Genomic DNA, 22,391 nt, shown 5'->3' on the forward strand with positions numbered 1-22,391 from the left:
CGCTGGGAGAAACCCACCCCCACCGGCCGGACACCGACCCCCGGACGAGTCCGGCGAGGTTTTGCCCGCCTGGCACACCGACTCGGCACTCCCGCCAAACAGCCAAAACCCACCAGACCAGGCCCCGGACGCCCACAAGGCACCCACCGACCCCCACGCCAGCGCTACCCCGTCATCACGAAACAACAAACCAACCGCGACAGAAAACGAACCTGAGCAAAAAACTCAAGCTTTGGGGGGCGGCCCGTCGTTGGTTGGGTGCGGGTTCGTTGTGGCTGGGCGCGCAGTTCCCCGCGCCCCTTTGGGGGTGGCCCGTCGTTGGTTGGGTGCGGCTTCGTTGTGGCTGGGCGCGCCGTTCCTCGCGCCCCTTTGGGGGCGCGGCTTGGGGCTGGTTTGGGCATGGTGCCGGCCAGCCGCGGGGGTGGCCGGCACCTGTGGGGTTCAGAGGTCAGCGGACGTCGACGAAGTCGGCCTTGGAGACGGCGGCCGCGGTGTCGGCGGTGCCGGCGTAGGACCAGCGGTAGTCGCCGTCGGCGAAGGCGCGGACGGTGGCGGACACCGTGCCGTCGGCGGCGGTGTTGACGGTCTTGAGGGTGGTGAACTTGGTGCAGCCCTTGAGGCGGAACTGCAGCTGCACGGGCCGGCCGGCCGCCGCGGCGGCGTAGGTGCCGGTCGCCCAGTCCGCGTTCTGCACGCCGCCGGTGACCGTGAGGGTCCTGCCCCACTTGACCCGGTCCGGGGCGTCGACGCCGACGTGGGTGTCGCGCCGCAGGTCGAAGCCGGCGGCCTTCTCCAGGAATTCGGCGTCGCCGTCGGCGGCGATCGCGTAGGCGCTGACGCTCCAGGCGCCCGCCTGGGAGGCGTCGGCCGGTGCGCTGCCCGGGGTGAGGGTGAAGGTGAGGGTGCAGGTGCTGGTCGCGGCGGTGGTCGGACCGCAGGCCGCGGTCGCCGGAACCGTGCTGTCCTGGCTGGTGTACGAGCCGTGGTAGAGCGTGGCGTTGATCTGCTCGAAGCCGGACGGGTCGGTCGCGGTGACCTCCACGGTGACGGTTCTCGCGCTCGTGCCGAGGACGACGGGGTCACCGCTGTTGACGACGACGCCGGTGATGTCGGTGTCGCCGAACGTCTCGTCCGCGTGCGCGGCCGGAACGGCGAGGGCGGACAGGGCCACGACGCCGCAGGCGGCGAGGGCGGCGGAGTAAATGCGCATGCGAATTCCTCAAATCGTACGCCAAGGTCCGCCAATTTCCGGTCGGCGGGCCTGAATTGACGCCTGCACTGTACTCACTTTGTGGAGATTCAGGAACGTTTTTGGCAGCGGAGTGAAGGACATCGCCATTTTTCCGTCGAAGAAGTGCGGGCGAATATCGGGTGCGCCGATTCCATGGAAAACCGAAGGGGAAATTCGACTGGAATTTCAGCGGACCTGGCGACCACCTACGCGTACCGGGGCCCGCGCGCCGCCGCGGCGGAGCCGTCGCCCACGCCTCACGGTCGCGGTACGGCGGCCATGTGAACGAGGGGCAACTTTCCGATGAAGCATGCCGGGTACAGTAAAGACAGGGCAATCGTTGTCAATCACGTCTCACTACTCTGCGGATGCCGCACGAACGACGATCCGTCGTCGCACCGTGCGGCCTTCCTGACGTCGGGAACCGCAGGGGTGGGGATGGATGGCGGCAAGACAGGGGGGCGCGGCCGTACCCGGCACGCGCTGTCAGATAGACATATCCGCAGACGGAAGTTACCTGTGGCGGCTCACCGCCACGAACGGGCGGGTGATCGCCGTGGCGGCCCTGACGTACCGCAGTTACGAGGAGTGCCGGGCGGCGTTCGAGCAGATGTGCGCCACCGTGGCGGGATTAGCCGGGGGTGTGCACCACACCTCTGAGGGGAACGGCTGGGTCTGGCGGCTGCGGGACCCGGCCGGCGGCACCCTGGCCGTGTCGTCACGTGCCTATGAGCGGCACTCGACCTGCCAGGCCGCCTACGAACGTTTCCGGGCGCTCCTGGCCGACCTGGGCTCGGCCGGGGTGATCGCGTGGGACGACGCGCACTGACCTGAACCGGCCGTCGGCCTCGCAGTTCACCAGCGCACGAAGGGGTCCGGACCCGCCGCACCGGCGGGTCCGGACCCCTTCGTGTCTTCACATCGCTGCGTTCACGTCAAACCCGGAAGTTGCCTGTTAGGGATGCCTCGTTCATCTTTGTGTGCGCAGAAGTCCACTGGGCCTCAGGAGCGTCGGCACATGTGACGACGCGACTGTATGAGCGACCTGTGGCCCCGGCGGACGATCCTCCCAGACGCCTGTACGCCGACCCCGGTGTGGCCGACCGTCTGTTCCGGGGTGTGCTGCGCGGGGGCGGCACCCTGGTGCTCGCCATCATGCTGCTCGTCGGCGGCTTTCTGACGTACCGGGCCTGGCAGGCGCTGTCGGTCGCGAAGTGGGGCTTCATCACCACCGAGACCTGGGAGCCCGAAGGCGGCAACTTCGGCATCGCCGCCGTGCTCGTCGGCACGATCCTCGTCGCGCTCGTCGCCATCGTGTTCGCGGTTCCGATGGCGCTCGGCACCGCGCTGTACATCTCCGAGTACGCCCCGCCGAGAATCCGGCAGACCCTCATCAGCATCGTCGACCTGATGGCCGCGGTGCCCTCGGTGGTCTACGGACTGTGGGGCCTGTTCTTCTTCCAGGGCCACGTGGTCAGCCTGTCCCGCTGGCTCGCCACGTACTTCGGCTGGATCCCCCTCTTCGAGGTCGACGGCGCCGACCCGCGCGACCCGCTCGCCACCGCCACCGTCTACACCTCCTCCACCTTCATCGCCGGCATGGTCGTGTCCCTGATGGTCGCGCCGATCATCTGCTCGGTGATGCGGGAGGTGTTCTCGCAGGCCCCGGTCGGCGAGCGGGAGGGCGCGTACGCGCTCGGCGCGAACCGCTGGGGCATGATCCGCAGCGTCGTGCTGCCCTTCGGCAAGGGCGGCATGATCGGCGGCACCATGCTGGGCCTGGGCCGGGCGCTCGGCGAGACCATCGCCGTCTACCTGATCATCTCACCGGTGTTCGTGATCCAGCCGCACATCCTTCAGAACGGCACGAGCACGGTCTCCTCGCTGATCGCCCTGCGCTACGGCGAGGCAAGCCCCCTCGGCATGTCGGCGCTGATGGCCGCGGGCCTCGCGCTCTTCCTGCTGACCCTCGTCGTCAACTTCGCCGCGTCGTCGATCGTCGCCCGCAGCCGTTCCGGCGCGGCGAGCGACTCCTGAGGAGCCCGAGCCCGATGACCGTCACCACCGCACAGAGCCCGCCCGGCGACCAGGGGCCGCAGCCGGACCCGGCGGGGCCGCCCGAGCCGCCGGCGGCGGGCACCACCCTGCCCGCGCGCCGCAAGACGCGCACCGAGTCACGCCGCAACCTGTCCACGCTGCGCGCCACCGACGTGTACGCCATGCTCGGCGCCGGCGCCGCGTCCCTCTGCGTCACCTGGCTGATGTTCGACCGGATGCTGCCCTTCAACGGCGTCCTGGGCTTCATCGTCGTCGCCTACCTGCTCTTCCTCGGCCTGTACGCGCTGCTGGTCTCCTTCGACGAGGACGGGCCCGCGGTGCGCGACCGGGTGGCCGCCGCCGTCGTGCAGAGCCTCGGCGTGGTGATGCTGGCCGTGCTGGCGTTCGTGGTCGTCTACACCCTCTACGAAGGCCGCGACGCGCTGCCGCACCTGAACTTCTACACCGAGTCGATGGCCGACGCGGGCCCGATCGAACCGCTCGACGTCGGCGGCATCCTGCACGCGATCGTCGGCACGCTGTGGCAGATCTCCATCGCCCTGCTGATCTGCATCCCGGCCGGGCTGGTGTGCGCGGTCTTCCTGAACGAGGTCCCGGGGGCCTTCAGCCGGTTCGTCCGCACCATGGTCGAGGCGATGACGGCCCTGCCGTCCATCGTCGCCGGCCTGTTCATCTACGCGACCTTCATCCTGGCGCTGGGCTTCGACCGCTCCGGCCTCGCCGCCGCGCTGGCGATCTGCGTGATGATGCTGCCGATCGTCATCCGCGCGTCGGACGTGGTGATCCGGCTGGTCCCGGGCACGCTGCGGGAGGCGTCGTACGCCCTCGGCACCTCGCGCTGGCGCACGGTGTGGCACGTCGTGCTGCCCACCTCACGGTCCGGACTGACGACGGCGATCATCCTGGGCACGGCCCGCGGCGTGGGCGAGACCTCGCCGGTGCTGCTGACCGCCGGTTACACCGCGGAGCTCAACGCCGACCCGCTGCACGGCCCGATGGTGTCGCTGCCGCTCGCGACCTTCGAACTCGTCAAGTCCCCCGAACCCACCTACATCGCCCGCGGCTTCGGCACCGCGGCGGTGCTCCTGGTGCTGGTGCTCGTCCTGTTCGTCATAGCCCGCATCATCGGCGGACGCGGACCGGGCCAGCTGACCCGCCGTCAGGAGCACCGCCGGGTCAGGGCCTCCCGCCGGGACGCGAAGCGCTTCACGACGTACGGCCCCGCAGACCAGCCGTCAGACAGACCCGCACCGACGAGGAGCACCCCGTGATACCCGCACTTGTCCGTCGTCGTCCGCGCGCTACGCGCGTGTACCAGGCGCTGGCGCTGCTCGTCGCCATGGTCTGCGCGCTGCTCGCCGCCCATCCGCCGAACGCCTTCGCGGACACCTACACCAAGATCAGCGGCTCCGGTTCCACCTGGAGCTCCAACGCGATCGAGCAGTGGCGCCGCAACGTCCGCCAGCAGGGCATGACGGTGAACTACTCGGCGGTCGGCTCGTCGGTCGGCCGTCAGCAGTTCAAGAACGGCACCTCCGACTTCGGTGTGTCCGAGATCCCCTACGGTCTCAACGACCTCGGCCAGTCGGACCCGCCGCCCACGCGCAAGTACGCCTACATGCCGATCGTGGCCGGTGGTACGTCGTTCATGTACAACCTGAGGATCGGCGGCCGGCAGGTCACCAACCTCAGGTTGTCCGGCGAGGTGCTGACCAAGATCTTCACCGGCAAGCTGACGATGTGGAACGCGCCGGAGATCAAGGCGGACAACCCCCGGCTGAACCTGCCGGCCCGCCGGATCGTGCCGGTGGTCCGCTCCGACGGCTCCGGTACGACCGCGCAGTTCACGCTGTGGATGTCCAAGGAGTACGGCTCCCTGTGGAACGACTACTGCCGCCGGGCGGGCAAGCCGACGCCGTGCGGTCTGACGTCGTACTTCCCGGTGATCCCCGGCTCCGGCTTCGTCGCCCAGTCCCAGTCGCTCGGCGTGGCGGGCTACGTCAAGCAGTCCCAGGCCGAGGGCGCCATCACCTACGTCGAGTACTCGTACGCCAGGAACGCGGGTTTCCCGGTCAGCAAGGTCCTCAACCACTCCGGCTACTACGTCGAGCCGACCGCATCCAGCGTGGCGGTCGCCCTTACCAAGGCCGAGATCAACAATGACCCGCGCTCCGCGAACTACCTGACCCAGAAGCTGGACAACGTCTACACCTTCGGGGACAAGCGCACCTACCCGCTCTCCAGCTACAGCTACATGATCATCCCGACCAAGGAGGAGAGCGGCTTCACCAAGGCCAAGGGGAGGACGCTCAGCGCCTTCAACAACTACTTCCTCTGCGAGGGCCAGCAGCAGGCCGACCGGCTCGGTTACTCGCCGCTGCCGAAGAACCTGGTGGAAGCCGCCATGGACCAGACGCGGAAGATCCCGGGTGCCGTGAGTGCCGACATCGACATCAACAAGTGCAACAACCCGACCTTCTCCGGCGGCAAGAACCTCCTGATCCAGAACGCCCCCTACCCGCAGGCGTGCGACAAGAAGGGCTCGGACCAGTGCGCCGCCGGTACCGGTGGCGCCAAGACCCCCACGCCGGTCAACAACGGTGGTTCCGGCGGGTCCGGCTCGGGCGGCGGCTCCGGCTCCGGCGGTGCCGGCTCCACGGGCGGCTCGGGATCGACCGGCGGCTCGGGCTCCACCGGCTCGGGAGGCTCGACGGGCGGCTCCTCCGGCGGCAATGCGGCGGGCGGCACCGGTGGCACGGGCGGCACGAGCGGCGGCACGGCCGTCGACCCCGACACCGGTCAGGTCCTCGGCGACGGCCAGTCCACCGGCGACGCCTCCGTCGCCGCAAGCCCGGTCTCGCTCGGCGCTGACGACGCCCTCGGCCTGCGTACGGCGCTGATGGCGCTGTCGGCCGTGCTGCTGGTCGGCGTGGTCGTCGGGCCACCGGCCGTCGCGCGGGCGATGGCCAACCGGACGCGCCGCAAGGGCGGTGCGGCATGACCGAGCTGCTGACCGGGCGGCCCCGGCCGCGCATCCTCGTGGCCGTGGGCTGCCTGCTGGCCGGACTCGTGGTGGCACTGCTGCCGGTGCCGCCGGCGACGACGCCCGCGGTGGCGGCGGACAACGAGAACTCCGCGGTGACGAAGTCGGGGACGAAGGGCAAGTACGACGACTTCTCCGACCTGAAGGTGACCGTCCACCAGACGAAGAACCTGCACTCCCAGAGCGTGCGGGTCAGCTGGGCGGGTGGGGCTCCCACAGAACCGGAGGGTTTGTTCAACCGCAACTACCTCCAGATCATGCAGTGCTGGGGCGACGATCCGACCGGTCCCGACCGGGAGCAGTGCGTCTTCGGCGCCGGCACCACGGTGGGGGCGGGGAACGGCCGGATCGTGCGCTATGGGACCGGGACGGCCTCCGGCAGCGAGGACGACCCCGAGGAGGACGAGAAGTACACGGGCTCGTTCCCCTTCGTCCCCTTCCGCCCGGCCAACGGCGAGCCGCCCACCACGTCGTCTCACGACTACACCTACTTCGGTCTGCTGGACAGCAACGAGCAGAAGGCCGTACGGACCTTCGCCAACGGCACCGGCGAGACGGAGTTCGAGGTGCAGGACGGGGTGCAGGCGGACTACCTCGGCTGCGGCGTGAACACGGCGCCCTCGGGCAGTGCTCCCGCTCCGCGCCCCTGCTGGCTGGTGGTCGTGCCGCGGGGCACCCACGAGCCGAACGGCAATGTGGTCAGCGACAGTGACAAGCTCGTCTCCTCGCCGCTGTCCGCGACGAACTGGGCGCAGCGGATCGTCTTCCGGCTGGACTTCCAGCCGGTCGACGAGTTCTGCCCGGAGGGCCAGGCCGAGCGGGCCGTACCCGGCTCCGAACTCGCGGACGACGCCGTCTCGTCCTGGGCCCCCAAGCTGTGCACGACCACGGGGAGCACCTTCACCTTCAACCGCGGGCCCGAGGACGCCGCCAGGAACGAGGTGCTGGGCGCGACCCAGGAGACGCCCGCCATGGGCGTCACCGTCGATCCGGTGCCTCGGTCGGGGGACGGGGCGCGTGTCGTCCACGCGCCGGTCGCGGTGTCCGGGCTCGTGATCGCGTTCTTCGTCGAAGGCCCGTCCGGGATGATGCAGGAAATGAAGCTGACTCCTCGGCTTGTGGCCAAGATGCTCACGCATTCGTATGTGCGTGACGTCCCTTATGCGACCAACTGCAACCCTCAGCCCTGCCCGCCCGGTGAGCCGGCCCCACCCGAGTACATCAAAAACAATCCGCTGAACTACACCAAGGACCCAGAATTCCTGGACCTCAATCCGGAGTATGCCCACCTGGATTCCCAAACAGAGCCGCTGAGCCTCATGGTTCCGCAGGGCGACTCCGACACCACGCGGGTCATCTGGGACTGGCTCAAGTCGGACAAGGAGGCCAGGGAATTCCTCTCCGGGAAGGCGGACCCCTGGGGCATGGTGGTGAATCGCCACTACAAGGAGCTGGACCTCGCGAGCAACGCGTCCCCGACCGACTACCCCAAGTCGGATCCGACCGTGGCGACTCCCATCGGCAATGACTTCAACGACTCCCTGGAGTACACGATCCTGGACCTGGACCCCTACACGCTCGACCTGCATGACGGAGCCGTCAAAACCCGACGAGGCAACAACGGCCGCACCATCAATTACGTGGCCAGGAACGGTGAGGTGCCGGCCAAGCTGGCCAACCAGACCCCGGTGCCGGGCAGGCAGTGTGCCATAGCGATCGTCGACGCCGCGTCGGCCGCGCGTTACGGGTTGCAGACCGCGGCGCTGCGCAACGCGGACGGGAATTTCGTGAAGCCGTCGGCCGGCACGTTGCAGGCGGGCGTCGGTGTCATGCGCCCGTCGCCGGACAACTCCCGTGTGCTCAAGCCGGATCCGGCACGTGCCAAGGGCCAGGCGTATCCGCTGACCGCCGTGACCTACGCGGCGGCCTCGGTGGACCAGGGCGCGAAGGACCGCAAGGCGTACGCCGACTTCATCCGGTACGCCGCCGGACCGGGCCAGACGCAGGGCCGGGCGGTCGGCCAACTTCCCCCCGGCTACGCACCGTTGTCGGCCGAACTGCGCAAGCAGGCGAAGGCCGCCGCCGACGACCTGGAGCGCGGTGACCCCGCGAGCGGTACCTCACCCGACGATCCGAACGCGAACGGTTCAGGGGGACTCACCGGCGGGGCCGGCACCGGAGGAGCCGACTCCGGCGTGGCCGGCGGCGGGACGGGCGCGGGCGGTACCGGGTCCGGCGACACCGGCGGGCCGTCGTCCGAGGCATCCGCCGCCAGCGGCTCGGCGCCCCCTTCGTCAGGGCCGCAGCAGAATATCGGTCAAGCCAAACCAGGAATAACACCAGGCGACATCCTCGGTGTTATCCGCTGGGTTCTTCTGGCCGTCCTCTTTTTGGGCGGAGCATCAGGTCTTGCGGGCCCGGTAATGCTTCGCTATGCGCAACGGCGGACTCCCTAGGAGACACCTAGGAAGCCTTCCCGTAACCTTTCCCTCGTTGGGAATTTGTTGGTCACCGACGCGAAATTCTGGAAATGTATGCGGTGGCCGGCCGACGGGTCGGCAGCACGAAAATCCGGATTCAGCTTGAACGTCCAGTCTTCGGAAATCCAGAAAACAAGGGGTTCAGAAGTGAACGTCAAGTCTTACGCCAAGGTCGGTGCCGCCGTCGGTACCGCGGTCCTCGGTCTCGGCATCCTCGCCGCCCCGGCTTCGGCGGACCCGTCCTCGTCGACCGACTACCGCACCCTGGCCGCGGTCGGCTCGGACACCACGCAGTACGTCGTGAACGGCCTCGCCAACGGCACCGCTGTCGTGGACTCCACCGGCGCCAAGATCATCGCGTCCTGGGACGCCGTCACGCCGGCCGGTGGCACCGACCCGTACAAGACCAAGGCGGCCGCGGAGTGCCAGTACACCCGCGCCCAGACCAACGGCTCAAGCAACGGCATCGCCCGGCTGTCCGAGGACATCACCAACGGCGGCTCCACCTGCATCGACATCGCCCGCTCCTCGCGCGGTCCGAAGGCCAGCGTGCCCGGCACCGACCTCACCTACGTCCCGTTCGCCCGTGACGCGGTCACCTACGCCACGGACCTCGGCAGCACCGTGCCGTCCGACCTGACGGTGGCGCAGCTGAAGAGCATCTACACCAACTGCACCTACACGGACGCGACGGGCGTGCACACGGTGGCGCCGCTGCTGCCGCAGGCCGGCTCGGGCACCCGTCAGTACTGGCTGGACTCCATCGGTGTCACCACTCCGGGCGCCTGCGTCAACGGCAGCGTCCAGGAGCACGACGGCACGGCGATCACCGCCGCCAACCAGCTCATGCCGTACTCGGTCGCGCAGTGGATCGCCCAGGGCAAGGGCCTGTCGGACGTCCCGAACCGTCGTGGCGAGTCGCGTCTGCGGAACATCGCGGGCCAGTCCCCGACCACCGGCTCGGGCTCCTCGATCGCGCTCAACACCAGCTTCATCTTCTCCCGTGACGTCTACAACGTCGTCCAGACGTCCCGGCTGAACGAGTCCGCGATCTCCAGCGCGCTCTCCAAGATCTGCGCCGCGGGCACCGTCATCCAGAACTACGGCTTCGGCACCATCTCCAACTGCAACGCGCGCAACGTCACGGGTGGCCTGAACTCGTGATCGTCGTCTGAACCTCGCGTGACGGCCGGGCACCCTCCAGGTGCCCGGCCCCACGTGCTGTCCCGGTATCCATCAACCGACCGTCCCCCGGGGGGCCATCGCCATGTCCTTGCTCCACCCGTTCCGAAGAGCGGCGGCCATCGCGGCCGCCTGTGCCGTGCTCGCCCTGGGCGTTGTGGCCCTGGTGGCGTCCCAGTCCCAGCCCGCCCGGGCGGCGTCCGTCGGTGAGTTCACCATGACGCCAGGCAGCGGCAAGCTGAGCGATGAGCAGCCCTTCAGCGGTTCCATCGGTCTTCCCAGCAGGTGCCCTGACGCCTCGATCGAGGACGTCAATTGGTACAGCAACCTCAATCTCTATGTGGTCAAGGCAGACGGCAACGAAGCCACGGCGCTGATGGGTATCGGCAACGGAGGGCCTTACACCCAAGCGACCTCGACGGTCTCACTGGCCAAGGCCGACAACCCGGGGCTGGACGTACGCAGCCTGACCAATGTCTTCAGCGGCGACGGAACATACGAGTTGCGCGTGTACTGCGTGGACAATTATTCATGGGACAAGCCCAGCGAGGTTTACGTGCCGGGTAACCCCTACTGGTCCCAGAAGATCACCGTCACCGGTGACGACTGGGTCGTCGGCGAAGGGGCGAAGGCCACCAGCGTCGCGCTGATCAGTGATCCCGTCTCCGCCGAGCCCAAGCAGGAGGTGACGTTCACCGCGACGGTCACGCCGGCGGACGCGTCCGGCACCGTGACCTTCCTGGAAGGCGAGAAGTCGCTGGGCGAGGCCACGGTCGCGGGCGGGAAGGCCGAGTTCAAGACGAAGGACCTGGCCATCGGGACCCACAACGTCGTCGCCCGGTTCACCCCGACGGACACCACCAAGTTCGGGGCCTCCGAATCCACGCCCGCACGGGTGGACGTGCAGCCGGCGAGGGTTGAGATGCTGGACGCCGCATCAGGCGAACGACTCACGGACAACCCCGAACTGAAGCGCGGCCAGACGGTGAAGCTCACCGTTCACAGGTGCCAGCCGAACACCACCTTCGCCATGGCCATGGAGCGGAACGACGCCGAGTTCCCCAGCGCGAAGTCCGACGCGAACGGAGACGTGACCTGGGCGGAACTCACCGTCCCTGACGACGCCGTCGAAGGCCAGAGCGGGTGGGATCTGACCCCGAGATGCAGCAGCGACGGGTCGGGCAGCTCCGTGGGCGCCGTGCCGTTCACCGTGCCCGCCCCCACCGACGAGTCCCCGAGCGGCGACCCGTCGGACGACCCCACCGATGAGCCGACGGACGAGCCGTCCGACGAGCCGACCGACGGGCCCACGGGCGACACGGCCGGTACCACCGGCGGCGGCAGCACCACCGGCGGCGACTCCGCTTCCGGCGGCGGCTCCACCTCCGGCGGCACCTCGCCCTCCGGCGGCCTCGCCTCCACCGGCAGCCAGATCGCCCTGTTCTCCGGCGTCGGCGCCGTCGTCCTCACCGCGGCCGGCATCGCCTTCGTACGGTACGGCCGTCGCAACGGGCTGCTGACCTTCGGCGAGCCCCGCTCGTAACGGCAGGCGGACGTACGGGCGGCGGGCCCCCACCCCGCCGCCCGCACCGCCGTTTCTCCCCTCGACACCTCTTCACAGGAGCGCTTCCCGTGACCGTGCTGTCCCCGCCCCCGCCGGCCGAGGCGCCGCCGGCGCCGGCGCCTTCACCCGAGCCCGAGACCGGCTCCGGGCCGCCGCGGGCAGAACGCGCCGGCTTCGCCTTCGCCGGGGCCGCGCTGTGCGTGCTCGCCGCCCTGCTGCTCGGCTTCGCCGCCAACCTCACGATCGTGGGACACCTCCAGCACGCCCGCGACCAGCAGACCGCGTACGACGAGTACCGCCGCCAACTCGCCCTCGGGGTCGCACCGGTGGGCCAGCAGGCGTACGACGGCAAGATGCTCACACCCGGCGCGCCCGTCGCGCTGCTGCGGATCCCGGCCCTGGGCCTGAAGGAAGTGGTCGGGGAGGGCACCACCTCGGGCGTGCTGATGTCGGGCCCCGGCCACCGCCGGGACACCCCGCTGCCGGGGCAGGCCGGCACCAGCGTGATCATGGGCCGCCAGTGGGGGTACGGCAGCCCGTTCAACGACCTGCACCGACTGCCCGCGGGGGCCGAGATCGAGGTGACGACGGGCCAGGGCAAGGCCACCTACCGGGTCACCGGCATCCGCCGGGAGGGCGACCCGCTGCCGCCGGTTCTCCAGCAGAACGAGGGCCGGCTCACGCTGATCACCGCCGAGGGCAGCCCGTACACCCCGTCCGGCACGATCCGCGTCGACGCGACGCTGACGAGCGGCGTCCAGGCCAGCCCGCCGCGCCCGCTCGCACCCGGCTGGATCGACGACTCCGAGCAGGCCCTCGGCAGCGAGGACGCGGCCTGGCTGCCGGTCTTCCTCTGGTCGCAGGGGCTGCTTCTGGCCGCCCTGCTCACCATGGCCGCCCACCGCGCGTGGGGCCGCTGGCAGACCTGGATCGTCGGCATACCCGTACTGGCCGCGTTCGGTCTCGCCGTCTCCGGCGCCGCCACCCGCCTGCTGCCCAACCTGCTCTGAACGACGAGGAGTCCAACCATCATGTCCGACACGACCGACACGACCGACACCCTCGTCGACGCGATCCTCGACCCGACGAAGCGGATGACGGCCGTCAAGGCGCCCAGGCGCGGCGCGGCCACCGCGCAGAGCGACCCGGCCACCCTGGAGGCCGACGCCATCTCGGCCTGGTTCGGCAGCCACAAGGTGCTGGAGCAGGTCTCGCTCACCATGCCCGCCCGCAAGGTCACCGCGCTCATCGGCCCGTCCGGCTGCGGCAAGTCCACGTTCCTGCGGATCCTCAACCGCATGCACGAACTGGTCGGCTCGGCCTCTCTCTCGGGCCGGGTGCTCCTGGACGGCGACGACATCTACGACCGGGGCCGCCGCATCACCCACGCCCGCCGCCAGATCGGCATGGTCTTCCAGAAGCCCAACCCCTTCCCGGCGATGTCCATCTACGACAACGTCACCGCGGGCCTGAAGCTGGCCGGCGTCAAGGCGGGCCGCGAGGACAAGGACCGGCTCGTCGAGGAGTGCCTGACCAAGGCCGGCCTGTGGAAAGAGGTCCGCGACCGCCTCCGCCAGCCCGGCGGCGCGCTCTCCGGCGGCCAGCAGCAGCGCCTGTGCATCGCGCGCTCGCTGGCGGTCCGACCCCGCGTCCTGCTGATGGACGAGCCGTGCTCCGCCCTGGACCCGACCTCGACGCGCCGCATCGAGGAGACCATCCACGAACTGTCCGACGAGGTCACCATCGTGATCGTCACCCACAACATGCAGCAGGCGGCCCGCGTCTCCGACCAGTGCGCCTTCTTCCTCGCCGAACAGGGCACCCCCGGAGTGATCGTCGAACACGGCCCCACGGACGCGATGTTCAACAGCCCCCAGGACCCCCGCACCACGGACTACGTCAACGGCCGCTTCGGATAGGACCGAAGCGACCCCGAACAAGGAGTTCAGACGTGACCATATGGTCTCGTGTCAAGATCGCCGCAGTTCTTGGTGCCGTAGTTCTCGGTGCCGGAACCTTAGCCGCTCCGGCTTCGGCGGACCCGTCCTCGTCGACCGACTACCGCACCCTGGCCGCGGTCGGCTCGGACACCACCCAGTACGTCATGAACGGCCTCGCCAACGGTACCGCTGTCGTGGACTCCACCGGCGCGAAGATCATCGCCTCATGGGACCCCGTCACGCCGCCCGGTGGCGCCGACCCGTACAAGACCAAGGCAGCGTCGGAGTGCCAGTACACCCGCACTCAGACCAACGGATTCGGCGTCCACCGGCTGTCCGAGGACATCAGCAATGGCGGCTCTATCTGCATCGACATCGCCCGCTCTGATCGTGGTCCGAAGTACACCGCCCCCGGTACCGCCCTCACCTACGTCCCGTTCGCCCGTGACGCGGTCACCTACACCACGGAGCTGGGCAGCACCGTGCCGTCCGACCTGACGGTGGCGCAGCTGAAGAGCATCTACACGAACTGCACCTACACGGACGCGACGGGCGTGCACACGGTGGCGCCGCTGCTGCCGCAGTACTACTCGGACGCCCGGCAGTACTGGCTGGAGTCCATCGGTGTCACCACTCCGGGCCCGTGCGTCAATGGCACCATCCAGGACAACGACGGTACCGCGATGACGGCCGCCAACCAGCTCATGCCGTACTCGGTCGCACAGTGGCTCTCGCAGGGCAAGAACCTGTCGGATGTTCCGAACCGTCGTGGTGAGGCGCGTCTGCGGAACATTGCGGGCCAGTCGCCCACCATCGGCACGGGCACCTCGCTCGCGATCAACGCGACCTACATCTTCTCCCATGACGTCTACAACGTCCTCCAGACGTCCCGGCTGACCGAGCTCGCGATCTCCAGCGCGCTCTCGAAGATCTGCGCCGCGGGCACCGTCATCCAGAAATACGGCTTCGCCACCATCTCCAACTGCAACGCGCGCAACGTCACGGGTGACCTGAACTCATAACCGCTTCTGACCCCGGTCCCGGTCGGACCCCTTCCTTTCGAGCCACCTGACCGTTCAGCCCCCTCGGTCCGGTCCGGTCGAGTCAGGGCGAGGGCCTGCCGGGTGTCCCGAACCGCCGTGGTTCATCGCGTCAGCGCTCCCTCGTCGGCCCGTACCCGACCACCGATGGAAGGCGGCCTGTACTCGTGACCGCCGTCCGGGCCGCCACCCGACCGTTCAGCACCTGAAGTCCGAAGACCTCGACCAAGGAGTTCGGAAATGAACGTCAAGTCTCGCGTCCGCGGCGCCGTCGTCCTGGCCGCCACGGTTCTCGGCATGGCAGCACTGACCATCCCCGCCTCGGCGGACGACACCTATCGCACCCTGGCGGCCGTCGGGTCGGGCACCACGCAGGACGTGATGAGGGGTCTGACCGAGGGGACGGTCGTCGTGGACGCGGCCGGCAGCAAGATCATCATGTCCTACGACGGCGACCCGTCGACCGGCGGCAGTGATGTGATCGTCACGAAGAACCCCATGACGGCCCCAGGCTGTCGCTTCTCGCGCGCGTCCACCAACGGCTCCAGCAACGGCCTCGCCCGGCTGGCCGACGACATCCTGACCAACAACGGTGTCCACTGCATCGACATCGCCCGCTCCTCCCGTGGCCCGAAGACCCCCGGCACCGTCCTGACCTACGTCCCGTTCGCCCGTGACGCGGTCACCTACGCCACGAACCTCGGCAGCACCGTGCCGATGAACCTGACGAAGGCGCAGCTGAAGAGCATCTACACGAACTGCACCTACACCGACGCGACGGGTGTGCACACGGTGGCGCCGCTGCTGCCGCACGCCGCCTCGGGCACCCGGCAGTACTGGCTGGACTCCATCGGTCTCGCCGACGTCGCGGTTGGTACGTGCGTCACGCAGGGCATCCAGGAGCACAACGGTACGGCGATGACCGCCGGCAACCAGTTGATGCCGTACTCGGTCGCTCAGTGGATCACCCAGGGCAAGGGCCTGGCGGATGTCGCGAACCGTCGCGGTCAGTCGCGTCTGCGCAACATCGAGGGCCAGTTCCCCACCACCGGTTCGGGCACCACGATCGGGCTCAATCCGAGCTTCATCTTCTCCCGGGACGTCTACAACGTCGTGCAGACGTCCCGGCTGAGCGAGCCTGCGATCTCTGAGGCGCTCTCGGACATCTGCGCGGCGAGCACCGTCATCCAGAACTACGGCTTCGGCACCATCTCCAACTGCAACGCGCGCACGCTCACGGGCGGCCTGAACGGCGCCAACTCGTGATCGCCGGCTGATTGCTCGTCACGCCCGAGCACATCCCTCCTCAGAGGCTCACGACCAAGGAGTGCACACGTGAACGTCAAATTTCGCGTCACGTTCGGCGCCGCCCTCGGTGCCGCGGCTCTCTGCCTGGGCATCCTGACCACCCCGGCCTCGGCGGACCCCGACCCGATCACCGACTACGGCCGTTTGGCGGGCGCCGGCTCGCAGACCACAGAAGCTGTGATGAACACCCTGGGCAACAGCATCACGGACTACTCCGGCAGCAGGCTCATCGCGTCCTGGAACGCCAGCGGCTCCTCTCTGATCAGGACGAAGGCCAACTGCGAGGTGGTGCGGCCCACCCCCGGCTCCGACGACGGCTCCGACGCCGGTATCGACGTGCTGGGCGGCTGCATCGACTTCGCCCGTTCCACTCGTGGGCCGGTAGCCAGCGGTTCGCGTCTCACGTTCATTCCGTTCGCCAAGGACGGTGTCACCTACGTCACCCAACTCGGCAGCAGCGTGCCGACGGACCTGACGAGAGCGCAGCTGAGGGGCATCTACCAGGGGTGCACCTACACGGACGCGACGGGCGTGCACGCGGTTCAGCCGCTGCTGCCGCCGCACGGCTACCGGAAACTCTGGCTCGATCACCTCGGCCTCAGCGAGGTGCAGGTCGGCACCTGTGTCGGCCGGACCAGCGGTTCGAACGACGGCAGGGAGATCACCAACCCCAACCAGCTCATGCCGTACTCGATCAGCCAGTGGATCGCTCAGTCCCGAGGGCTGCCGAACGTCTCGGACATCCGCGGTGCGGCGCGTCTGCGCAACATCGACGGGCGCTCCGCCACCACGGGCTCGGGCACCAGCCTGGCACTCAACCCGAGCGCCCTCACCCATAACGTGTACAACGTCGTCCGGACGACCAGCCTCAACGATCGGTTCGTCATGGAGGCGTTCGTCGGTTCCACCTCGAAGGTGTGCCAGAGCAGCAGCACCATCAGCCTCTACGGACTGGCCCCGCTGCCGACATGCGGAGATGCAACCATCGGGGGCGAGCGATGACTCCCAGCGTCCCGGTGCGACGGCCTTCGGGTCGGTGCCGCGTGAGTACGTGAGTACATGAACGGATTCCTTGGATGAAAGACCTCCTCCACGTGACCGGCACGGAGCGACCCGGCCGTACGGCGGCCCGTACCGCCGCCGCACGCCGGGCGGCCGCACGTCCGGCCGCCATACCCCGGGCCGTCCTCGTGGCCGTGGCCGTCGTGGCGTCCGCCGTGCTCGCGGGATGTGCCGTGCCCGGGGCGGGCGGCAGGCCGGTGGCGGGGCAGCCCGCGGGTGCCCCGTCCACCGTGCCGGCCGTCGACCGGGTGCCCACGGCGGTGGCCGAGCCGATGCCTTCCGGCACGCCGACCCAGGCCCTCCCGCCGGAGCCTGCCCCCACACCGGCCACCACCACTCCGCCGCCTCCCGCACCGTCCCCGAGCAGGTCCACCGCGGCTCCGAAGACCGCGGTGCCGGACCTCTCCGACACGGCGCCTCCGTCCCCCACCACGCGCTCCAGCGCCACCCCTGCCCGGCCGTCACCCGAAGCCTCGCCCTACGCCGATTCCTTCGACCGGCGCAGCCGGGACGGCTCGACCACGCTGCGGATCGGCTCCTGGTCCGCCGAGGTCGTGCGGGGCGGCCAGGGCGCCGTGGACGCATGTCAGGACGCCGTGCAGTGGACGGGGCCCGAACTCGGCACCGAGGACGGCTACGCGCTGCGTACCGCCGTCATCGTGGGCCACGACTACTGCGGCTTCTCACGGTTCGCCAAGCTGCCCGTGGGCACGACGGTCACGGCCACCACCCCGCGCGGCACCTTCACCTACCGCGTGTACGCCACCTACGTCTCGCCCGGCCGCGGCACCCCCGCCCACGGCCTGTACTGGGGCGACCTCACGCTCCAGTCCTGCGTGGGCGAGAACACGGGCTTCAGCTATCTCGTGCGGGTCGAGCCGTAGGCGTCTCCCCGGTTGTTCGTCTCCCCTTGGTCCACAGGAACAGGCCAGGCGTCCCGCCGCGGGTGCTCGCCGCCCAGCGTCCAGCGCGAGGAAGCCGGCCCACACCCACGCCCCGAGCGCACCGAAGTCAGGAGTGACCCATGTCCCGTCCGCTCGTCAGGTCCCTTCGCGCAGCGGGTGCGCTGCCGCGTGCCCGGCATGGTCTGCGGGGCGCGGCCGTCGCCTCGTGTGCCACGGTCGTCGCGGCCCTGCTCACCGCGGGTTCCCAGGCCCCGGCGCCCGTCTCGGCGGCTCGCACGCCGCAGGACGGGGGTGTGAACGTGCCCGGCGGGTTCGTGGCCCCGGACGCGCCGCTGCCCGAGGTCCCCTCCCAGGGCGACGACTCCTACCACGTCGAACTGCCGCCTCTGAAGGGCGCGTCGGGCGCGGCGAAGCTGTGGGGCGAGCGGGCGGCGAAGCCCTCGCCGCGGCGGGTCGCGGCCGAGGCCGGGCTGCCGTCGACCGTGTTCGACGCCTATCGGAAGGCCGCGGCCTCGGTCGGGCGCACCGACCCGGCCTGCGCACTGCGCTGGGAACTGCTCGCGGCCATCGGCAAGGTCGAGTCGGGCCATGCGGGCGGCGGCGCCGTCGCGGCGAACGGCGACACCCTCACCCGGATCACCGGCCCCGCCCTCGACGGCAACGGTTTCGCGCTGATCCTCGACAGCGAGAACGGCGTCTGGGACGGCGACACGGTCTACGACCGGGCCGTGGGCCCCATGCAGTTCCTGCCGACCACCTGGAAGACCTGGGGCGCGGACGGCAACGGCGACGGCGTCGCGAACCCCAACAACGTCTACGACGCCGCCCTGGCCGCCGGCCGCTACCTGTGCGCCGGCGACCGCGACCTGGGCACCGCGGCCGGCCTGGAGCGGGCGATCCTCAGCTACAACTACTCGCGCGACTACCTCAACCTCGTCCTCGGCTGGATGGAGTTCTACCGCCGGGGCGTGCACACCGTCCCCGACGGCACGGGCGTCGTCCCGAAGAGCCCCGGGGCCGGCGGCCACACCCAGGCCACGAACCCGGTGCACGGTGACGACGCGGACGGCGGGAAGACCTCCGACGCGCCCGGCTCCGCGCCCGGCGGTGCCGGCACGCCGTCCACCGGGCCCGTGCCGCCCAGGCGGACGCCGTCCCCGTCGCCGTCCCGGCCCGCCACACCGTCGCCGCCGTCCAGCGCGAGCCCCACGCCGACCCCGGACCCGACCGCCGAACCCACTCCCGCCCAGACACCGAGCCAGACCCCCGACCCCGTCGGATCCCCGCAGACCCCCACCCAGTCCGCCCCGGCCCCCGAGCCGTCCACCGAGGCCCCGGCGTCCCCGACGCCCGCCGAGACCACTCCTGATCCCACCCCGACCGACACCACCGCCCCCGCGGCCTCAGGTACGGGCACCGACCCGTCGCCGACAGACTGACCGGCGGCGCCCCGGGCGCGCGGGAAGACGGGACCCGCCGACGGCCCCGGACCCTGCGACGGACCCGGGCACGGGGGGCCCGGGCTCGGGGGTCCGGGCATGGGGCGCTCGGCTCTCCGTGCGTCACGGGGCGCTCGGCCATACCAGGAGCATGTACGCGCCGCAGTACGCCGAGCCCGCCACCGCCGCCGTCAGCACCAGCGCCCGGTACCGGCGCGAGGCCCCGGACAGATGCACCGCGAGCGGCAGCAGCAGCGGGAAGCCGGGCAGCAGGAAACGGGCGCGCGGGAAGTAGACGCCGCCGCTGCACAGGACGATCACCAGCAGCACTCCGGTGAACACCAGCAACGGCGCCGGCTGCCGGTCCCACACCGACAGCGCGAACAGCACCACCGAGACCAGCATCGTCAGGCTCACCACGACCAGGAACAGCTCCGGCCGGTGCTGCTGCCCGAACAGCTGGCGCAGCCGGTGCAGGGTCTCATGGCCGCCGTCCAGTTCGTTGTGCCACATCCGCTGCACGGCGAAGTAGCCGTCCCAGCGGCCCAGCCGCAGCCCCACCCAGCCGAGGTACCCGCACCAGCCGACCGGGGCGAGCAGCGCGGCGGCCAGCACCCGGCCCGAGAAGCCGCGGCGCAGCGACAGCAGGGCGGCGACGGAGACCGCCGCCGCCACCGCGATCCCGGTCGGCCGGGTCAGCCCGGCCAGACACGCCCCCGCACCGGCCCACAGCCAGCGCTCGTCCAGCACGGCGTACAGGGTCCAGGCGGCGAACACCGTGAACAGCGACTCGGTGTACCCCATCCACTGCACGAGGCCGACCGGCAGCGCCGCCCACAGCGTGGTGAGCAGGACGCCCGCACGCCGCCCGGCCAGCCGCTCACCGACGGCGTACACGCCCCACGCCGCGACCAGCGAGGCCACCACGGCGATCCCCAGACCGGTGCTGGCCCGGCTGCCCGGGGTGAGCACGGCGACGGCCCGCACCAGCAGCGGATACAGCGGGAAGAACGCCAGGTTGTTGTGGTCGAAGGCGACACCCAGCTCGTGCGCGTACCCGTGGTCGGCGATCCCCAGGTACCAGCGCGAGTCCCACTCCCTCGCCAGCATCGGCCAGATCCCGTGCCCGCGCCGGTGTGCCCACACGGCCAGGAACAGCAGCCCCACGACGTGCACGGCGAGGAAGGCGGCCAGCGCGGGCGCCGCGCGCCGCAGCCCGTACAGCAGCGCGCGGGAGGGGACACCGGCCGGTACGGGGGGCCGCCGGGTACCCGGGATGTGTCCGCTGGGGGCGGTGTCGGGGGCGGTCGAGGACACGCGGCGGCTCCAGTACTCGGCGGGCGGTACCGGTTCACCGTTCCCGCAGAGTGCGCCGGAGTGCGGCGGGTGCGTCAGCCGTGCCCGCGAAATCACCCTTTGGGGTGCACCCGTTCGTCCCGGGCGCACCCCGTAGGCGACCGCCCGCGCCTCAGATGCCGGCGGCCGTGGCCAGGTCCCGCTTGAGGGCGTCCAGCAGGCCGGCCGCGCGGTTGCGGGCGGCCGGCAGCCCGGCGTGCCCGGCGACCGGGACGACGGCCTCCAGATAGCACTTCAGCTTGGGCTCCGTGCCGCTGGGCCGGACCACGACCCGGGCGCCGTCGAGGGTGTAACGCAGCCCGTCGGTGGGCGGCAGCCGGTCCGAGCCGTCGGCCAGGTCCTCGGCCCGGACGACGGCGAGACCGGCCAGTTCGGCCGGCGGATGCGCGCGCAGCCGCCGCATGGCGTCCGAGATGACCGACAGGTCCCGCACCCGCACCGCCAGCTGATCGGTGGCGTGCAGCCCGTGCCGCACGGCCAGGTCGTCGAGGAGGTCCGGCAGGGTCCGCCCTTGCTCCTTCAGCTCGGAGGCCAGCTCCGTGACGAGCAGCGCGGCGGTGATGCCGTCCTTGTCCCGCACGCCCTGCGGGTCGACGCAGTAGCCGAGGGCCTCCTCGTAGCCGTAGCGCAGACCCTCCACCCGGGCGATCCACTTGAATCCGGTCAGTGTCTCCTCGTACGGCAGCCCGGCCCGCGCGGCGATCCGGCCGAGCAGCGAGGAGGACACGATGGACTCGGCGAAGGTGCCGGTGGCGCCGCGCCGGACCAGGTGCGCGGCGAGCAGCGCGCCGACCTCGTCGCCGCGCAGCATCCGCCACGCCCCGCCGTCCCGTACGGCGACGGCGAGCCGGTCCGCGTCCGGGTCGTTGGCGATGACCAGGTCCGGTTCGCTCGCGCGGGCCTGCGCGAAGGCCAGGTCCATCGCGCCGGGCTCCTCCGGATTGGGGAAGGCGACGGTGGGGAAGTCCGGGTCGGGCTCCGCCTGTTCGGCGACCAGGACCGGTTCCGGGAACCCGGCGCGGGCGAAGGCGGCCAGCAGGACGTCCTTGCCGACGCCGTGCAGGGCCGTGTAGACGGTGCGCGCGGTACGCGGCGAGCCGTCGGCCAGCACGGCGTCGGTACGGGCGAGATAGGCGTCCAGGACGGAGTCGTCGAGGGTGTCCCAGCCCCCGTCCGGACGCGGTACGTCGTCGAGCGAGGCGATCGCGTCGATCTCGGCGGCGATCTCGTGGTCGGCGGGCGGCACGATCTGCGTGCCCTCGCCGAGGTAGACCTTGTAGCCGTTGTCCCGGGGCGGGTTGTGACTCGCGGTGACCTCCACGCCGGCGACGGCCCCCAGGTGCCGGATCGCGAAGGCGAGGACCGGGGTGGGCAGGGGCCGCGGCAGCACGGCCGCGCGCAGCCCGGCGCCGGTCAGCACGGCCGCGGTGTCCCGGGCGAAGTCGGCGGACTTGTGCCGGGCGTCGTAGCCGATGACGACGAGCCCGCCGGTCTGCCCCTGCTTCCCGAGGTACGCGGCGAGACCGGCGGCGGCACGGATGACGACCGCGCGGTTCATCCGCTGCGGCCCGGCACCCAGCTCGCCGCGCAGCCCGGCGGTGCCGAACTGGAGGGTGCCGCTGAAACGGGCCGCGAGCTCCGTGTGGTCCCCGGCGTCGATGAGCTTGCCGAGTTCCTCGCGGGTGTCCGGGTCGGGGTCCTCGGCCAGCCACGCCCGGGCCCGCGCGAGGAGTTCGTCGTGCACGATCGGTCAACCTCCGTTGTTCTGTGTCCGGTTGATGCT

At 70.5% G+C, this 22,391-nt stretch carries 17 protein-coding genes; 14 read left to right on the plus strand and 3 right to left on the minus strand.

The features are described from left to right. Positions 1-448 precede the first annotated feature (448 nt). A complete protein-coding gene (locus tag AC27LF_RS07070; protein ID WP_479656696.1) occupies positions 449-1,210 on the minus strand; it encodes a DUF5707 domain-containing protein in 762 nt (253 codons plus the stop codon). Between the two features lie 463 nt (positions 1,211-1,673). Here AC27LF_RS07070 and AC27LF_RS07075 point away from each other — a divergent pair, with 463 nt between their 5' ends. From AC27LF_RS07075 to AC27LF_RS07140, 14 genes are all read left to right on the plus strand, one after another. Beyond that, the gene (locus AC27LF_RS07075) at positions 1,674-2,060 is read left to right on the plus strand and encodes a DUF1508 domain-containing protein (RefSeq protein ID WP_479656697.1); all 387 of its coding nucleotides are present in this window, start codon (positions 1,674-1,676) and stop codon (positions 2,058-2,060) included. A 191-nt stretch (positions 2,061-2,251) separates the two neighbouring features. Next, positions 2,252-3,268 carry a phosphate ABC transporter permease subunit PstC gene (gene pstC, locus AC27LF_RS07080; protein ID WP_479656698.1) on the plus strand — a complete coding sequence of 339 codons (1,017 nt, stop codon included), beginning with the start codon at positions 2,252-2,254 and terminating at the stop codon, positions 3,266-3,268. Positions 3,269-3,282: 14 nt separating this feature from the next. Then, positions 3,283-4,560 (plus strand): phosphate ABC transporter permease PstA, encoded by a 1,278-nt coding sequence (gene pstA, locus AC27LF_RS07085; RefSeq protein ID WP_479656699.1) that lies wholly within the window; start codon positions 3,283-3,285, stop codon positions 4,558-4,560. 38 nt (positions 4,561-4,598) lie between these two features. Further along, the gene (gene pstS / locus AC27LF_RS07090) at positions 4,599-6,290 is read left to right on the plus strand and encodes a phosphate ABC transporter substrate-binding protein PstS (RefSeq protein ID WP_487231268.1); all 1,692 of its coding nucleotides are present in this window, start codon (positions 4,599-4,601) and stop codon (positions 6,288-6,290) included. Continuing rightward, entirely contained in the window at positions 6,287-8,788 is a 2,502-nt protein-coding gene (locus AC27LF_RS07095; RefSeq protein WP_479656701.1) for a hypothetical protein, read from the plus strand. The genes pstS and AC27LF_RS07095 overlap by 4 nt, the downstream gene beginning before the upstream one ends. 171 nt (positions 8,789-8,959) lie before the next feature. Next, positions 8,960-9,976, plus strand: coding sequence for a hypothetical protein (locus AC27LF_RS07100; protein WP_479656702.1), 1,017 nt, complete (start codon positions 8,960-8,962; stop codon positions 9,974-9,976). Positions 9,977-10,079: 103 nt separating this feature from the next. After that, positions 10,080-11,537 (plus strand): Ig-like domain repeat protein, encoded by a 1,458-nt coding sequence (locus AC27LF_RS07105; protein ID WP_479656703.1) that lies wholly within the window; start codon positions 10,080-10,082, stop codon positions 11,535-11,537. A gap of 89 nt (positions 11,538-11,626) precedes the next feature. Further along, on the plus strand, positions 11,627-12,568 hold the full coding sequence (locus AC27LF_RS07110; protein ID WP_479656704.1) for a sortase: 942 nt from the start codon (positions 11,627-11,629) through the stop codon (positions 12,566-12,568). Between the two features lie 84 nt (positions 12,569-12,652). Beyond that, on the plus strand, positions 12,653-13,477 hold the full coding sequence (gene pstB, locus AC27LF_RS07115) for a phosphate ABC transporter ATP-binding protein PstB (protein ID WP_479656805.1): 825 nt from the start codon (positions 12,653-12,655) through the stop codon (positions 13,475-13,477). Between the two features lie 32 nt (positions 13,478-13,509). Then, the gene (locus AC27LF_RS07120; protein WP_479656705.1) at positions 13,510-14,520 is read left to right on the plus strand and encodes a hypothetical protein; all 1,011 of its coding nucleotides are present in this window, start codon (positions 13,510-13,512) and stop codon (positions 14,518-14,520) included. Positions 14,521-14,778: 258 nt separating this feature from the next. Next, on the plus strand, positions 14,779-15,804 hold the full coding sequence (locus AC27LF_RS07125; RefSeq protein ID WP_479656706.1) for a hypothetical protein: 1,026 nt from the start codon (positions 14,779-14,781) through the stop codon (positions 15,802-15,804). 69 nt (positions 15,805-15,873) lie between these two features. After that, positions 15,874-16,848: a hypothetical protein gene (locus AC27LF_RS07130; RefSeq protein ID WP_479656707.1), complete on the plus strand. Its 975-nt coding sequence runs from the start codon at positions 15,874-15,876 to the stop codon at positions 16,846-16,848. A 74-nt stretch (positions 16,849-16,922) separates the two neighbouring features. Continuing rightward, positions 16,923-17,792 (plus strand): sortase family protein, encoded by an 870-nt coding sequence (locus tag AC27LF_RS07135; protein WP_479656708.1) that lies wholly within the window; start codon positions 16,923-16,925, stop codon positions 17,790-17,792. A gap of 140 nt (positions 17,793-17,932) precedes the next feature. After that, the gene (locus AC27LF_RS07140; RefSeq protein ID WP_479656709.1) at positions 17,933-19,252 is read left to right on the plus strand and encodes a lytic transglycosylase domain-containing protein; all 1,320 of its coding nucleotides are present in this window, start codon (positions 17,933-17,935) and stop codon (positions 19,250-19,252) included. A 123-nt stretch (positions 19,253-19,375) separates the two neighbouring features. Here AC27LF_RS07140 and AC27LF_RS07145 read toward each other — a convergent pair whose 3' ends face one another. Together AC27LF_RS07145 and AC27LF_RS07150 are read right to left on the minus strand one after the other, a co-directional pair. Then, on the minus strand, positions 19,376-20,569 hold the full coding sequence (locus tag AC27LF_RS07145) for a glycosyltransferase family 39 protein (protein WP_479656710.1): 1,194 nt from the start codon (positions 20,567-20,569) through the stop codon (positions 19,376-19,378). Positions 20,570-20,720: 151 nt separating this feature from the next. Continuing rightward, positions 20,721-22,352: a phospho-sugar mutase gene (locus tag AC27LF_RS07150; RefSeq protein WP_479656711.1), complete on the minus strand. Its 1,632-nt coding sequence runs from the start codon at positions 22,350-22,352 to the stop codon at positions 20,721-20,723. Positions 22,353-22,391: the final 39 nt, after the last annotated feature.

The organism is Streptomyces diversicolor (genome assembly GCF_057537855.1).